This is a genomic window from Kineococcus auxinigenes (assembly GCF_050871525.1).
Classification (GTDB): Bacteria; Actinomycetota; Actinomycetes; order Actinomycetales; family Kineococcaceae; genus Kineococcus.
In genome coordinates, this window is sequence record NZ_JBKBCT010000095.1 from 1 (window position 1) to 13,578 (window position 13,578).

At 75.7% G+C, this 13,578-nt stretch carries 15 protein-coding genes and 1 pseudogene; 9 read left to right on the forward strand and 7 right to left on the reverse strand.

Annotation, left to right across the window (positions count from 1 at the left end; genetic code table 11):
- The 3 genes and pseudogenes from ACRYR9_RS18105 to ACRYR9_RS18115 all read left to right on the forward strand — a co-directional run.
- Window positions 1–102, forward strand: a pseudogene (locus tag ACRYR9_RS18105) (IS5/IS1182 family transposase); the annotation flags it as partial.
- Between the two features lie 167 nt (window positions 103–269).
- Window positions 270–1,586 (forward strand): MFS transporter, encoded by a 1,317-nt coding sequence (locus ACRYR9_RS18110; protein WP_432498537.1) that lies wholly within the window; start codon window positions 270–272, stop codon window positions 1,584–1,586.
- 713 nt (window positions 1,587–2,299) lie between these two features.
- Window positions 2,300–2,899: a hypothetical protein gene (locus ACRYR9_RS18115; RefSeq protein WP_432498539.1), complete on the forward strand. Its 600-nt coding sequence runs from the start codon at window positions 2,300–2,302 to the stop codon at window positions 2,897–2,899.
- Window positions 2,900–2,962: 63 nt separating this feature from the next.
- Here ACRYR9_RS18115 and ACRYR9_RS18120 read toward each other — a convergent pair whose 3' ends face one another.
- Window positions 2,963–3,760 carry an HAD family hydrolase gene (locus ACRYR9_RS18120; protein ID WP_432498541.1) on the reverse strand — a complete coding sequence of 266 codons (798 nt, stop codon included), beginning with the start codon at window positions 3,758–3,760 and terminating at the stop codon, window positions 2,963–2,965.
- A gap of 25 nt (window positions 3,761–3,785) precedes the next feature.
- Between ACRYR9_RS18120 and ACRYR9_RS18125 the strand changes: the two genes are divergently transcribed.
- The 5 genes from ACRYR9_RS18125 (at window position 3,786) to ACRYR9_RS18145 (ending at window position 7,358) form a co-directional block, all read left to right on the forward strand.
- Window positions 3,786–4,676: a PAC2 family protein gene (locus ACRYR9_RS18125; RefSeq protein WP_432498543.1), complete on the forward strand. Its 891-nt coding sequence runs from the start codon at window positions 3,786–3,788 to the stop codon at window positions 4,674–4,676.
- Between the two features lie 87 nt (window positions 4,677–4,763).
- Window positions 4,764–5,201: a DUF805 domain-containing protein gene (locus tag ACRYR9_RS18130; RefSeq protein WP_432498546.1), complete on the forward strand. Its 438-nt coding sequence runs from the start codon at window positions 4,764–4,766 to the stop codon at window positions 5,199–5,201.
- A gap of 98 nt (window positions 5,202–5,299) precedes the next feature.
- Window positions 5,300–5,926: an AIM24 family protein gene (locus ACRYR9_RS18135; protein WP_432498548.1), complete on the forward strand. Its 627-nt coding sequence runs from the start codon at window positions 5,300–5,302 to the stop codon at window positions 5,924–5,926.
- Complete coding sequence (locus ACRYR9_RS18140) at window positions 5,926–6,594, forward strand: AIM24 family protein (RefSeq protein WP_432498550.1); 669 nt, start codon at window positions 5,926–5,928, stop codon at window positions 6,592–6,594. The genes ACRYR9_RS18135 and ACRYR9_RS18140 overlap by 1 nt, the downstream gene beginning before the upstream one ends.
- Window positions 6,591–7,358: an AIM24 family protein gene (locus tag ACRYR9_RS18145; protein ID WP_432498553.1), complete on the forward strand. Its 768-nt coding sequence runs from the start codon at window positions 6,591–6,593 to the stop codon at window positions 7,356–7,358. The genes ACRYR9_RS18140 and ACRYR9_RS18145 overlap by 4 nt, the downstream gene beginning before the upstream one ends.
- A 26-nt stretch (window positions 7,359–7,384) precedes the next feature.
- On the opposite strand, the gene ACRYR9_RS18150 is transcribed toward ACRYR9_RS18145, so the two are convergent.
- From ACRYR9_RS18150 to ACRYR9_RS18170, 5 genes are all read right to left on the reverse strand, one after another.
- Window positions 7,385–7,717: a helix-turn-helix domain-containing protein gene (locus ACRYR9_RS18150; RefSeq protein ID WP_432498556.1), complete on the reverse strand. Its 333-nt coding sequence runs from the start codon at window positions 7,715–7,717 to the stop codon at window positions 7,385–7,387.
- Window positions 7,717–9,018 carry a cysteine--1-D-myo-inosityl 2-amino-2-deoxy-alpha-D-glucopyranoside ligase gene (gene mshC / locus ACRYR9_RS18155; protein ID WP_432498559.1) on the reverse strand — a complete coding sequence of 434 codons (1,302 nt, stop codon included), beginning with the start codon at window positions 9,016–9,018 and terminating at the stop codon, window positions 7,717–7,719. The genes ACRYR9_RS18150 and mshC overlap by 1 nt, the downstream gene beginning before the upstream one ends.
- Window positions 9,019–9,110: 92 nt before the next feature.
- On the reverse strand, window positions 9,111–10,058 hold the full coding sequence (locus ACRYR9_RS18160; protein ID WP_432498561.1) for an SCO1664 family protein: 948 nt from the start codon (window positions 10,056–10,058) through the stop codon (window positions 9,111–9,113).
- The gene (locus ACRYR9_RS18165) at window positions 10,028–10,573 is read right to left on the reverse strand and encodes a DUF3090 domain-containing protein (RefSeq protein WP_432498563.1); all 546 of its coding nucleotides are present in this window, start codon (window positions 10,571–10,573) and stop codon (window positions 10,028–10,030) included. Before ACRYR9_RS18165 ends, ACRYR9_RS18160 begins: the two co-directional genes overlap by 31 nt.
- A gap of 58 nt (window positions 10,574–10,631) precedes the next feature.
- The gene (locus tag ACRYR9_RS18170; RefSeq protein WP_432498566.1) at window positions 10,632–11,360 is read right to left on the reverse strand and encodes a histidine phosphatase family protein; all 729 of its coding nucleotides are present in this window, start codon (window positions 11,358–11,360) and stop codon (window positions 10,632–10,634) included.
- Window positions 11,361–11,443: 83 nt separating this feature from the next.
- Between ACRYR9_RS18170 and ACRYR9_RS18175 the strand changes: the two genes are divergently transcribed.
- Window positions 11,444–12,463, forward strand: a complete 1,020-nt coding sequence (locus tag ACRYR9_RS18175) for a magnesium and cobalt transport protein CorA (protein ID WP_432498573.1) — start codon at window positions 11,444–11,446, stop codon at window positions 12,461–12,463.
- 37 nt (window positions 12,464–12,500) lie between these two features.
- Here the strand turns inward: ACRYR9_RS18175 and ACRYR9_RS18180 are convergent, their stop codons facing one another.
- Complete coding sequence (locus ACRYR9_RS18180; protein ID WP_432498576.1) at window positions 12,501–13,343, reverse strand: undecaprenyl-diphosphate phosphatase; 843 nt, start codon at window positions 13,341–13,343, stop codon at window positions 12,501–12,503.
- Between the last annotated feature and the right edge of the window lie 235 nt (window positions 13,344–13,578).

A 13,578-nucleotide genomic window follows, 5' to 3' on the forward strand; every position in this document is an offset into this window, starting at 1 on the left:
ACCCACCTCGCCGCCGCCCTCACCGTCCTACGACGCCTCATCAACGAGGCCCGTGACCGCTACCGCTGGCCCGGGCGCCCCACCACCCGCCGGCTCAAGTGACGTGCCTACTGCCGGTCGCTCTAAGTCGGGGCCTTGCGTGCACTGCGCGCACGAGCCACCCGACCTTCGTCGAGACGACCAGTCACCCGTGACGTGCCGTGGAGCACCCGGTGCTGGTCGCGCTCGGGCTGCCCTGATGGAGATTCCCCTTGTCCCACCCTGACCCGGTGGTGAGGTACCGCGCGTTCCTGGCCCTGCCCGGAGTGTGGCTGGTCTTCAGCGCCGCCACCCTCGCTCGCCTCTCCTACGCCACCCTGGTGCTGTCCCAGCTGCTGACCGTGCAAGCAGCCACCGGCTCCTACGCCGCGGCCGGTACCGCCCTGGGCGTCTACGGCATCACCAGCTTCACCATGCCCGCCAAGGCGCGCCTGCTCGACACCAACGGGCCACGCCGCCTCCTGCCCCTGCTCAGCACCCTCCTGGCTCTCGCGCTGACGGGCCTGGCAGTCGCCGCCGGCAGCACGGTGACCTCCCCACTGGTCTACCTCGCCGGCGCGGGCGTGGCCGGGCTGGTCGCCCCACCCATCGGGCCGACCACGCGCGCGGTGTGGGCCCGGCTGACCCTCGGCCCGGCAGCACGGCAACGCGCCTACAGCCTCGACGCGGTGGTGGAGTCCGGACTCTTCGCCGCCGGGCCGGTTCTAGCCGCCGCCCTGGCCCACGCCGCCACCCCCGCCACCGCGCTGGCCTCCACGGCCGCCGCGCACCTGCCGGGCTCGCTCGTCCTGGCGACCTCACCTCTGCTGACCCGCCCTGCCCGAAGTGCCCCTGAGCACCCCGGCGAGCAGCGGTCGGACGCACCGGCAGTCCAGGTGGGCACCCCTGCTCCCGGCGACCAGGCCGGACCGCGCCCTGACGCCGCACCGGCGGCACGTCTGCGCCGGGTGCTGGGGCCCTTGACGCGGCCTGGGTACGCCGTCCTGCTGGTCTTCACCTTCGCCATCGGGCTCGGTAACGACCCGCTCGAGGTCGCCGTCGTGGCCTGCGGGCAGCAGCAAGCCAGCGCAGCGGCGTCCGGGCTGCTGCTGGCGGTCCTCTCGCTCTCGGCTGCTGTCGGTGGGCTGGGGTGGGGGCACCTGGTCGGCACCGCCCATGGACGTCGCCTCAGCGAGGCCTCGCCGTGGAGCGTGCTCGCTGCGCTGGCCGCGCTGACCTCGATCGCGGCCGCCGTCGCGGCGCTGGTGCCGGGGTTGGCTTGGTTGACGGTGACGCTGGTGGTGGTGGGGGCGGCCAGTGCGCCTGTGGCGGTGGTGGTCTACACCGCCGCGGACCGGTTCAGCGCCCTGGATGGCGGGTCGGAGGCGACGACGTGGGTGAACACCGCTACCAACCTCGGCGCCTCCCTCGGCACTGCCGGGGCAGGTGTGCTCATCGACGTCCACGGCACCGCCAGCGCCTTCTGGGCGGGCGCGGGCTTCACCGCTGCCGGGGCCGTCGGAGCGTGGAGCTACCGGCTACGGGCTCGTCTGGCTGACCGCGCGTGAGTCGGCTGCGGGCTCGTCAGCTGTGACGGGCCCGCAGCGGCAAGAGCTGGCGTTCTCAAGAGTTCACGGTCATCCCGCGATGAGCGCGCGGCAGCTCAGCCGAAGAGGTCGGAGGCGCGGATGAGGATGTTGGCCCCGAGGCCCACACCAAGAGCGAACGCCAAGCGACGCCACCATGCTCGGCTGCCCACCGGACGAAGACCGGGCTCCTCGACAAGCCGTAGGCGCTCCGCCACCTGCCACGCACGAGACCGCTGTCGCTCCACGTCACCACCGTAGGGACCAGCGCGCGGTGCGTCCGCCCATCCCGCGATACGGGCGGTCCCGACCAGCCTGGCGACGTTGCGGTCCTGACGATGGCCGGGTGGACGCTGCGGCACGATGAGCGACGTGCTCGCCCGCGCAGCGGGTGGGTGGAGATGGCTCTGCTGGCCCGCGCGGTCCCCCTCGTCCTGTGCACGGCCGGCTCCCTCCTGGGTGTCGCGGTCGGCCCCGAGCGCGGCTGGAGATGGGCGCCGGACTCGCCCGTGCCCCGATCAGCGACGCGGTCACGACCACGGCCGGCCGTGCTCCGCGGAACGCGGTTCTGGACCGCCGCCCACGGATCACGGCTCCCCGGTGCCACGCCCACCCGGGAAACCGTGACCGGCGAGGCGGCGGTTCCCCTCGCTGTGCAGCGACGGCATTGCCCTGCGGTGCCGCTCGTGGATCCCGTGCTCGTCGGTCTCGTGGGGGCGCTGGGCGGCGCCTCGATCACGGGCGCACTGGGCTACCTGGCTGCGGTGCGGCCGGCGAACACGGCCAGGAGGACCGCCGACGCCGACCGCGACGTGGCCATCGCCGCTCTGGAGGAGGAACGGCAGGACAAGGCCGTCACCCGCATCACCGACGCGTGGGAACTGGCGCGCAGCGACGACGCCCGCGATCAGCGCGTCGGGCTGAGGGTGCTGCGCGCCATGCTCAAGGAGCCGAACCTCAGCCGCCTGGCGTACAACATGCTCGACGAGATGGCTCAGGAGGAGCTGGGGCTGCCGCTGGCCGAGCTGCGCTCGGCCTGGCAGGGCCGCGGCGAGCTGCCCGCCGTGGACATCGAGGTCGTGGAGACCACACTGGGGACCTGGACGAGGAGGCGGACGATGCCCAAGAAGAAGATCACGGTCACTCGTCGGCAGGTCGAGGTCGCCAAGGCCAAGGTCGCGGCCGATCGAGCGGTGGGCCGTCAGGTCGATCCCCTCGTGCGCATGATCGCCGATGCCGGCGGCACGAGCCGGCCGACCGCAGCGAGCGGTCCGCGCTCCGCCTGGGCCCGCTGACACGACCTGCTCGCGGCGTCACGACCGCCCGCGCGCAGCGGCCCGCGAGCGCCGGCCGGTGGTCTACGCACCCCGCGCGGGACGGGTGGCCGGGGAGTCGGCCAGGGAGTCCACGACGTGCCCGGCGGCCACGCGCCCCAGGGCGGCGGCGTCCAGCTCGGCCAGGGAGGCCACGCGGCTGCGGCCCGGGGCGGGCGGGATGGGCACCATGTGCGGGCAGGCGATCACCCGGGCGCCGGCGGCCTCCCCGGAGGCCACGCCGGGTGCGGAGTCCTCCAGCACCACGCAGCGGGCCGGGTCCACGCCCAGCAGGTGCGCGGCGCGCAGGTACGGGTCGGGGGCGGGTTTGCCGCGCGCCACCTCGTCACCGGCCACGACGACCGTGAAGGCGCCGGGCACCAGGGCCGCCACGGTGCCGGCCAGGGAGCGGTACGACATCGTCACCAGCGCGCACGGCACGCCCAGGGCGCCCAGCTCGCGCAGCAGCTGCAGCGCCCCGGGTCGCCAGACCACGCTCGCGGAGACCTGGTGGACGACCTCGCCGATCAGCTCGGCCACGATGGCGTCCGGGTCCAGGTGCACGCCGGCCTCGGCGGCCAGGTGCGCGGCCAGCAGGCGCCCGGAGTCCGGCAGGGCGCTGCCGACGAGCTGCAGGGCCTGCTCGTGCGACCAGCTCGCCCCGTGGCGGGCCATGAGGGCGTGCTCGGCGGCGATCCAGTGCGGTTCGGTGTCGACCAGCGTGCCGTCCATGTCCCACAGGACGGCGGCGGGCAGTGCGGGGCGCTGCGGGGCGGGGTCCTGCCGGGCGGAGCCGCGCGGATCGGGGTTCGGCGGGTCGGGGATCGGCGTGTCGGTGGGCATCGGGTCGTGAGTCTAGGGTTGGGGGGTGCTTGAGCAGCCTGACGACGCGAGGCCGGCGGCGCCGGTGCTGCGCGACCCCGTGGTGATCGCGGCCTTCGAGGGCTGGAACGACGCCGGGGAGGCGGCCAGCCAGGCGGTCGCGCACCTGCACGAGGTGTGGGGGGCCACCGACCTGGCCGAGTTCGACCCCGAGGAGTACCACGACTTCCAGGTGAACCGGCCGACCGTGCACTACGACGAGGACGGCCGGCGCCGCCTGACGTGGCCGACCACCCGGGTCTCGTACGCACGCCTGCCCGACGCCTCGCGCGACGTGCTGCTGGTGCGGGGCATCGAGCCGTCGATGCGCTGGCGCACCTACGCCGCCGAGGTCGTCGAGCACGCCCGCGCGGCCGGCGCCGGGCTGGTGCTGACGCTGGGGGCGCTGCTGGCCGACGTGCCGCACACCCGCCCGCTGCCGGTGACCAGCAGCAGCGAGGACCCCGACCTGGTGGAGAAGCTGGACATCGAGCCGTCCCGCTACGAGGGCCCCACCGGCATCGTGGGGGTGGTGCAGGACGCGGTGGCGCGCGCGGGCATCCCCTCGGTGTCGCTGTGGGCAGCGGTGCCGCACTACGTGGGCCAGCCGCCCTCGCCCAAGGGCACCCTGGCGCTGCTGCACCGCGTGGAGGAGCTGCTGAACGTCGCCATCCCCCTGGGGGACCTGCCCGAGGACGCCCGGGCGTGGGAGCGCGGGGTGGACGAGCTGGCCGGGGAGGACAGCGAGATCGCCGAGTACGTGCAGCAGCTGGAGGAGGCCAAGGACACCGCCGAGCTGCCCGAGGCCAGCGGTGAGGCCATCGCCCGGGAGTTCGAGCGCTACCTGCGCCGGCGCGACGACCCGCCGCGCCGCGACGAGGGCCCGCGCCGGGGCTGAGCCGCGCGGGTGGCGCCGCTGACCCGCGCGGGTGGTGGCGCTGCTGCGCGCCGGCGTCCGGGCCCGGCGAGCCGCCACCGTGGTGCGGTGAGCTTCTCCTCGGCCCTGTCCTCCGTGCTGCGCCAGTACGCCACCTTCAGCGGCCGGGCCCGCCGCTCGGAGTACTGGTGGTTCCAGCTGGCGATCGCGCTGGCCTACCTGGGCGTGGGCGTGGTGGGCGCCGTCCTGGCGAGCGTGAGCGGCGCCGTGGGTGGCGAGGCGGTGCAGTCGGTCGCCGGGACGGTGTTCAGCCTGGTGCTCATGGCCGGCTACGTGGTGGTGCTGCTGCCCTCGCTGGCGGTGACGGTGCGGCGCGTGCACGACACCGGCCGCTCCGGCTGGTGGGTGCTGGTCGGGGCGCTGCCCCTCTTGAGCGTCGTGCTGTTCGTGTTCACGCTGCTGGACTCCGCGCCCGGCGCGAACAGGCACGGGCCCAGCCCCAAGGCGCCGCGCACGTGGTCGCCGCAGCCCGGCTGGGCGGTCTGAACGCCCCTCCCCCCTGACACGCTGATCACCGGCGGGCCATGATGGGACCCGAGCCCGGGGCACGCGGTCCCGGGCACCGGGCTGGAGGGGGCGAGCGGGTGAGCTGGCGGCTGCAGACGCCGCGGGTCCTGGTGGTGGACCTGGACGGTGCGGGGGGCCCGGTGCGCGCGCGGACCGGCTCGATGGTCGCCTACGAGGGCGAGGTGAGCTTCAAGCACGCCGGATCCGGCGGTGGTGGCGGCCTGCGGGCGGCGTTCAAGCAGCGGGTCACCGGCGAGTCGCTGCCCCTGATGGAGGTCGCCGGCCGCGGCAGCGTGCACCTGGCGGTCGACGCCGGGCACGTGCTGGTGCTGGACCTGGCCGGGGACGTGCTCAAGGCGGAGTCCGAGAGCCTGCTGTGCCTGTCCGGCGGGCTGCGCACCGACGTGGTCTTCACCGGCCTGCAGGGCGCCTCCAGCGGGCAGGGACTGTTCACCACCAGCGTCACCGGGCACGGGCAGGTGGCGCTGATCTCGCTGGGCGGGCCGCCGATCGCGCTGCGGGTGACGCCGCAGCAGCCCCTCGTGGTCGACCCGGACGCCTACATCGGCTGCCTGGGCGACGTCTCGCAGTCGTTCGTCACGGACGTGTCCTGGCGCAACCTGATCGGGGAGTCCTCCGGGGAGGCGTTCTCGCTGCGCTTCGAGGGGCGCGGCACCGTGTTCATCCAGCCGGAGGAGCGCTGATGACATTCACCACGGTCACCTCCAAGGTGGTGCTGGCGCAGGTCGTGCCCGGCCGGGAGGTCCTGGCCCGGCGCGGGGCGATGCTCGCCACCACCGGCCGGGTCACCTTCTCCCCCGTGACCGGCGGCCCCGGTGCCGGCGCCTACGGCGGCGGGATCGCCTCGGCGCTGGCCCGCGGGATGCAGGGCGAGGCGGTGGCGCTGATGGTCGCCGAGGGCTCCGGCACGGTGCACTACGGCTTCCGCGGCCACCACGTCACCGTGCTGGAGCTGGACGGTTCCCAACCGCTGTCGGTGGAGGCCGACCGGCTGCTGGCGCACGACGCGGCGCTGTCCAGCTCGGTGGTGTTCCTGGGGCAGCAGGGCGGCCTGCGCGGCGCGGTGCGCGGCGCCGTGACCGGGCAGGGGATGTTCACCACCCAGCTGTCCGGGCGCGGGTCGGTCGCGGTCCTCTCGCACGGCGGCACGTTCGCGCTGCCGGTCACCGGCGGCCGGCAGGTCGTGGTGGACCCGCAGGCGTACGTCGCGCACGTGGGCGACCTGCGCGTGGAGGTCAGCGCCGCGGTGTCCTGGCGCGACGCGGTGGGCCGCGGCTCGGGGGAAGCGGTGCAGCTGAGGGTGTCCGGGCAGGGCACCGTGCACGTGCAGGCGTCGGAGGAGAAGCTGTGAGCGTCGAACCGCTGGAGCCGGCCACCCTGCCGGAGCACGACAACCTGCCCGGCAACGCGTACGCGTACTGCGTGCGCCTGACCGGGCCGCTGTTCGTGCAGACCGGCCGCATGATCGCCTACTACCCCGCCGGGGGCGGCACGATCCGCTTCGAGCCGCTGACGGCGACGTCGCTGGGCTCGATGGTCGCCGAGCGCTTCTCCTCGCCGCTGTACAGCCGCGACTGGGTGGTGGCGACCGGGCAGGGGCACGTGATCCTGGGCGACCGCGGCTACGACATCAACTCCTACGACCTGGACGAGGGCAACCTCACCGTGCGGGCGGCGAACCTGCTGGCCTTCGACGCCGGGCTGGAGCTGAAGGAGTCCATCATCCCGGGGTTCCTCACCCTGCTGGGCACGGGCAAGTTCCTCGCCAGCTCCTCCGGGCCGGTGATCTTCGTGGAGCCGCCGGTGCGGGTGGACCCCGAGGCGCTGGTGGGCTGGGCCGACTGCCCCGCCCCCGCGCAGCACTTCGACGCCGGGTGGATGGGGCACTTCCTCGGCGCCGCGCGCGGGGCGCTGTTCGGCACCCGTTCCGGCGAGGAGCGCCAGTACGACTTCACCGGCGCCGGCACCGTGCTGCTGCAGAGCTCCGAGCGCGTGGCGGAGGATCCGCACGTGCTGCAGCGCCTGGAGGGCGAGGTGCGCCAGCTGGGCACCGGGCAGCTGCAGCGGCTCGGCTCGGTGGTGCAGCAGGAGATCGCCCAGCGCCAGCAGGGCTGACGGTCGGCTCAGGCCGGGCGCGGGATTCAGGCGGGGCCGGTGCGGCGGGTGCGCTGGTAGTGCGTCCACGCCGCCGTGCACGCCGGGCAGCGGCAGCCGAGGTTGCGGTACCCGTTGGCCGTACCGTGCCGCGGATCGCCCGCGTCGGTCTGGAAGGCCGCCTTCAGCTGCTCGCCCGAGGGGCGGGCGGCGGCCACGCCCAAGCCGAGCTCGGCGCGCCAGGCGCGCACCGTGGGGTGGCTGACGCCGAGGACCCGGCCGGCCTCCTGCTGGCTCAGGTGGGCGGTGGCCCGCACGGCCTCGTTCCAGGTGGCGTGCCCGGCGCGGCGCGCCACCTCCTCGCGGTCGTAGCGCGGCATCAGGGCAGCCGCACGCCCAGCAGCGCGGTGACCGTGCGGCGCACCAGGTCCGGTGCGCCCGCGTCGGCCCCGGCGTGCGCCCCGGTGCCCGCGAGCGCCGCGTCGGCCCAGGCGTCCACGGCGGCCACGGCGCCGGGGGCGTCGAGGTCGTCGGCCAGGCGCTCGCGCACCTGCGCCAGCACGGGTGCGGCGTCGGGGGCGGCGGGCAGGGCCGCGGCGCGCGACCAGCGGGCCAGGCGCTCGCGGGCCTCGTCGAGCACGGCGCCGGTCCACTCCCAGTCGCTGCGCCAGTGGTGCGCCACGATCGCCAGGCGCACCGCGGCGGGGTCCTCGCCGGCGGCGCGCAGGCGCGAGACGAGCTCGAGGTTGCCCTTGGACTTGCTCATCTTCTCGCCGTCGAGGGCGACCATGCCGGAGTGCGCGTACAGGCGGGCGAAGGGGGTGGCGTCCGGGCGCAGGACGTGGGCGTGGGCGGCGCCCATCTCGTGGTGGGGGAAGAGCAGGTCGCTGCCGCCGGCCTGCACGTCCACGGGGGTGCCCAGGTGGGCCAGGGCGATGGCGGTGCACTCCACGTGCCAGCCGGGGCGGCCGCGGCCGAGCTCGCCGGCGTCCCAGCCGGGTTCCCCCTCGCGCTGCACCCGCCACAGCAGCGGGTCCAGCGGGTCGCGCTTGCCGGGGCGGTCCGGGTCGCCGCCGCGCTCGGCGGACAGGGCCAGCATGTGCGCTCGGTCCAGGTGGGAGACCTCGCCGAAGGCGGGGTCGGACGCGACGGGGAAGTAGACGTCGCCGTCGGGGTCGCCGCCGGTGCCGGGCACGCGGTAGGCGGCTCCGGCGTCCAGCAGGTCGCGCACGGCCGCCGAGACGAGGTCCACGGCCTCGACCACGCCGAGGTACTGCTGCGGGGGGATCACCGACAGGGCGGCCATGTCCTGGCGGAACAGCTCCACCTGGGAGGCGGCCAGCTCGGCCCAGTCCACGCCGGTGGCCGTGGCCCGCTCGAGCAGCGGGTCGTCGACGTCGGTGACGTTCTGCACGTAGGTGACGGACAGGCCGGCATCGCGCCAGGCCCGCTGCAGCAGGTCGAAGGCGACGTAGGTGTTGGCGTGGCCGAGGTGGGTGGCGTCGTAGGGGGTGATGCCGCACACGTACAGCGTCGCGGTGCCTTCCGCGGGGCCGGCGGGCTGCAGGCGGCCGGTGCTGGAGTCGTGCAGGTGCACCCGCGGGCCGCGGCCCGGCAGCGCGGCGGCACCGGGGGCGGTGCCGGGCAGGGTGGAGGGGTCGGGGGCCGGCCAGGAACGCACGGGCCGAACCTACCCGCGCCGTCGACGGGCCGGGCGGCAGGGGGCGCGGCGCGGGCGGGGGTCGAGGCGGGGGGCGGGGTCGCAGCGCGGGGTCAGAACGGCGGCCAGGGGATGGTGCGCTGCCCGCGCCGGCGGGGCAGGCGGTCGCCGGCCAGCAGGTGCTCGACGCGCTCGAGGGTCGCCACGACCTCCTCCACGCTGAGCAGGTCGGACAGGACCTCGCCGAGCCGCTCGTGCAGGTCCGCCCGCAACCGGCCGAGCACCTCGCGCTCGTCGGCCAGCAGGCGCTCGCCGCTCCAGCCCCACAGCACGGTGCGCAGCTTGGGTTCGGCGTGGAAGGTCAGGCCGTGGTCCACGCCGTGCACGGCGCCGTGCCAGCCGGGCAGCACGTGCCCGCCCTTGCGGTCGGCGTTGTTCAGCACGGCGTCCAGCACGGCGATGCGCCGCAGGCGCAGGTCGTCGGCGTGGGCCAGGACCACCGGGCGCCCGGCGTGGTCCTCGGCGTGCAGCACCGGCAGCCATCCCGGGGCGAGCTCGCGGGGAGCGGTGATGTCGATCAGGCCGGCGCCGGGCTGCGGCAGCACGACCACCTCGGCGTCGTCGTCCACGTCGTCGTCCACGTCGTCGTCCACGTCGGTGCCGTCGGGCTCGTCCACCTCGGGCGGGGCCTGCAGCCACAGCTGCACGCTGCCCGGCCCGAGCGGGCCGTCGCGGAAGACGGTGGGTGGCACCACGTCCCAGCCGGTGGCGGCCGAGACCGCGTACGAGGCGACCTCCCGGCGGGCGAGGGTGTCGTCGGGGAAGTCCCACAGGGGGCGCTCGCCGGCGACCGGCTTGTACACGCACGCCAGCTGCCCCGCGCCGTCGGCGAGCACGCAGTACAGGGTGGCGTTGGAGGCGTCGGCCAGGCGCCCGCGCACCTGCAGCTCGCCGGTGGCCAGCCGCGCCAGCGCCTCGGCCTCGGCGACGCCGGCGAACGCGCCGGGTGCGGGCCCGTGCGCGGAGGCGCTCAGCGCCGGTAGCCGTTCGCGCGCGGGCACACGTGGCCGCCGGGGTCCAGCGGGCCGGCGCAGAACGGGCACGGCGGGCGGCCGGCGGCGACCAGGGCGGTGGCGCGCTGGGAGAAGGCGCGCGCGCCGGCGCCGTCGAGGGAGACGCGCAGCACGTTGCGGGCGGGGTCCGGCTCCAGCGGCGCCTCGACGTCCTCGTCGTCGACCTCGAAGCACTCGATGACGACGACCTGCCGCTCGGAGTCCCAGGCCAGGCTCATCGTGCCGACGCGGAACTCCTCCTCGATGGGCACGTCCAGCGGGGCGGTGTCCTCGCTGCCGGAGGGCGGCAGGGCCGGCACGGGGGCCTGGCCGCCGGAGCGGCGCACGATCTCGTCCAGCAGCTCGCCCACCCGCTCGGCGAGCGCGGCCACCTGCGCCTTCTCCAGCGCCACCGACGTCAGACGAGCGCCGGCGCGCGCCTGCAGGAAGAAGGTGCGGGCACCGGGTTCGCCGACGGTTCCTGCGACGAACCGCTCCGGCGGGTCGTAGTCGAAGACCGGCATGGTGCGACCCTAGCGCCGCCCGGCGCGGGTGCCCGCCCGGCACCCGCCGGGGCGCCGCTCAGGCGCCGGCGCCGCCGCCGACGACGGCGTCGGAGGAGGGTGCGGTGCGCGCCGGGCGCCGGCGCCCGCGGCGGCGCGGGGCGAAGCCGGCCAGGTCGCCGCCGGAGTCGTTGGTGCGCAGCACGAAGGGGCGCAGCGGCGCGTAGCGCACCACCGACACCGAGCAGGGGTCGGCGGCCAGGCGCTGGAACAGGTCCAGGTGCATGCCCAGGGCGTCGGCCAGCAGCGCCTTGATGACGTCGCCGTGGGTGACGGCCACCCACACGGCGTCCTCGCCGTGCTCGGCGGCCACGCGGGCGTCGTGCTCGCGCACCGCGGCGACCGCCCGGTGCTGCATCGCGGCCAGACCCTCGCCGTCGGCGCCGGGGAAGACGGCCGCCGAGGGGTGGGCCTGCACGGTCTTCCACAGGGGCTCCTTGGCCAGGGCCTTCAGCTCGCGCCCGGTCCAGTCGCCGTAGCGCACCTCCCCCAGCCGGTCCTCGACCACCGCGGCCGGGCGCTGCCCGTCGGGGCCGGGCACGGCGCCCAGCGCCTCGGCGGTCTGCCGGCAGCGCTCCAGCGGGGAGGTGACCACGGCGGCCAGCGGCAGCGGCGCCAGCCGCGCGGCCAGCGCGGCGGCCTGCTGCTCGCCGTGCTCGTCCAGCCGCACCCCCGGCGTCCAGCCGGCCAGCACCCCGGCGGTGTTGGCGGTGGTGCGGCCGTGGCGGACGAGCAGCAGGGTCGGCACGGCGCTCAGCGTAGGCCCCCGCTCCGCCGCTCCCCGCGGGCCCCGCACGGGCGCGCAGGGCCCGGCCACGGCACGATGGCGCGGTGATCGTGGACGTGGCGACCTACGCGGACGGCCGGCGCGGCGAGGTGCAGGACCTCGGCGCCGCCCTGGGCTCCTGCCTGCAGCAGGTCGAGGGGTTCTTGTGGCTGGAGCTGGCCGACCCGGGCGAGGAGGAGCTGGCGCGGGTGGCCTCGGCGCTGGACCTGCACCCGCTGGCGGTGGAGGACGCGCTGGAGGGGCACCAGCGCCCGAAGGTGGAGCACTACGGCGACGACCTGTTCGTGGTGCTGAAGACGCTGGAGTACTACGAGGACCGCTCGGCGGTCGAGACCGGTGAGGTGATGCTCTTCGTCGCCGAGAGGTTCGTGGTGAGCGTGCGCCGCGGGACGGCGGGGTCCCTGGCCCCGGTGCGCGAGCGCCTGCAGGCCGAGCCGGAGCGGTTGCGCCAGGGCACCGCGGCGGTGCTGCACGCCGCGCTGGAGCACGTCGTGGACCACTACACCACCGTGGACGACGAGCTGGAGCGGGACGTGACCGAGATGGAGCAGCGGGTCTTCTCCCCCCAGCGCTCCCCCGACGCCGAGCGCATCTACAACCTCAAGCGGGAGGTGCTGGAGGCGCGGCGGGCCGCGGCGCCGCTGGTGGCGCCGCTGAAGCAGCTGCTGGAGCGCGGCGAGGCCGGGCGCCTCGTGGGCGGCACCGCCGTCGGTGCCGGCACCGGCGGCGACGGGCGGGGCGAGCAGGCGCTGTTCGAGCTGCGTGACGTGGTGGACACCCTGGTGCGCACCGTGGAGCACGTGGAGGGCTACGACCGCCTGCTCACCGACATCCTCAACGCCCACCTGGCGCAGGTGTCGGTGCAGCAGAACGACGACTCGCGCAAGATCTCGGCGTGGGCGGCGATGTTCGCGGTGCCCACCCTCATCGCCGGGGTGTACGGGATGAACTTCGAACACATGCCGGAGCTGGACTGGCGGCTGGGGTACCCGATGTGCCTGCTGCTCATGGTGGGCGCGTGCGTGCTGCTGCACCGCGCGTTCAAGCGCTCCGGCTGGTTGTAGGACCCCGTCGCGCGCGGTTCTGCGCGCGGGACACGGGTCAGCCGGCGGCGATGTCGTTCCAGGCCGGCAGGGTGCCGGCGGCGACCAGCGCGTACACCACGACCGCCAGCGCGGTGCGGTAGACGACGAACACGGTGTAGCTGTGCGTGGAGATGAACCGCATGAGCCAGGCGATGACGGCGTAGCCGACGGCGAACGCGACGACGGTGGCCAGCACCGTCGGCCCCCACGCCAGGGCCGCGCCCGCGCTGACCTCGTCGTAGAGCTGGAAGAAGCCGGAGGCCACCACGGCGGGGATGGCCAGCAGGAAGGAGTACCGGGCCGCGGCCTCGCGGGTGTAGCCCAGCAGCAGGCCCATCGTGATGGTGCCGCCAGAGCGCGAGACCCCGGGGATCAGCGCCAGCGCCTGCGCCAGGCCGAACAGCAGGCCGTGCCCCCAGGTGAGGCGGTCCAGGGTGCGTTCCTTGCGGCCGAGGCGGTCGGCCGCCAGGAGCAGCAGGGCGAACACCCACAGGGTGGTGCCGATGAGGACGAAGCCGCGCAGCACCGTCTCGATCTGGTCCTTGAAGACCAGGCCCAGCACGCCGATGGGGATCGAGCCCAGGATGACCAGCCAGCCCATCCGCGCGTCCGGGTCCGAGCGCGGCACCCGCCCGGTCAGGGACAGCGCCCACCGGCTGACGATGCGGGCGATGTCGCGGCGGAAGTACAGGACGACGGCCGCCTCGGTGCCCAGCTGGCTGATGGCGGTGAACGCCGCGCCCGGGTCGTCGGTGCCGATGAGGGTGCCGACGATCGCCAGGTGGGCGCTGGAGGAGATCGGGAGGAACTCCGTCAGGCCCTGCACGAGACCGAGCACGGCCCCCTCGAGCAGACCCATGCTCACGCGGCGGCTCCCGCGCGGGGCTGCCGGGGGGTGCGCGGGGCGGTCGCGGGCCGCGGTGACCGGCGCACGGGTGCGGTGGGGGCGGAGCGGGCTGTGAGCACGCCCGGACCCTACCCAGCCGTGCGCCGGTGCCCGGCGGGGGGGGGGGGGGGGGGGGGGCCCGCCCCCGGGGGGGGGGGGGGGGGGGGGGGGCGGGGGTGCGCGGGCCCCCCGGGCGCCGCGCACACCC

Bases quoted from the DNA above. Each gene is read 5' to 3' on its own strand.
- ACRYR9_RS18140 (WP_432498550.1), top strand. From the start codon at position 5,926: ATGACATTCACCACGGTCACCTCCAAGGTGGTGCTGGCGCAGGTCGTG.
- ACRYR9_RS18120 (WP_432498541.1), bottom strand. From the start codon at position 3,760: ATGCCCACCGACACGCCGATCCCCGACCCGCCGAACCCCGATCCGCGC.
- ACRYR9_RS18150 (WP_432498556.1), bottom strand. From the start codon at position 7,717: ATGCCGCGCTACGACCGCGAGGAGGTGGCGCGCCGCGCCGGGCACGCC.
- ACRYR9_RS18165 (WP_432498563.1), bottom strand. From the start codon at position 10,573: ATGCCGGTCTTCGACTACGACCCGCCGGAGCGGTTCGTCGCAGGAACC.
- ACRYR9_RS18180 (WP_432498576.1), bottom strand. From the start codon at position 13,343: ATGGGTCTGCTCGAGGGGGCCGTGCTCGGTCTCGTGCAGGGCCTGACG.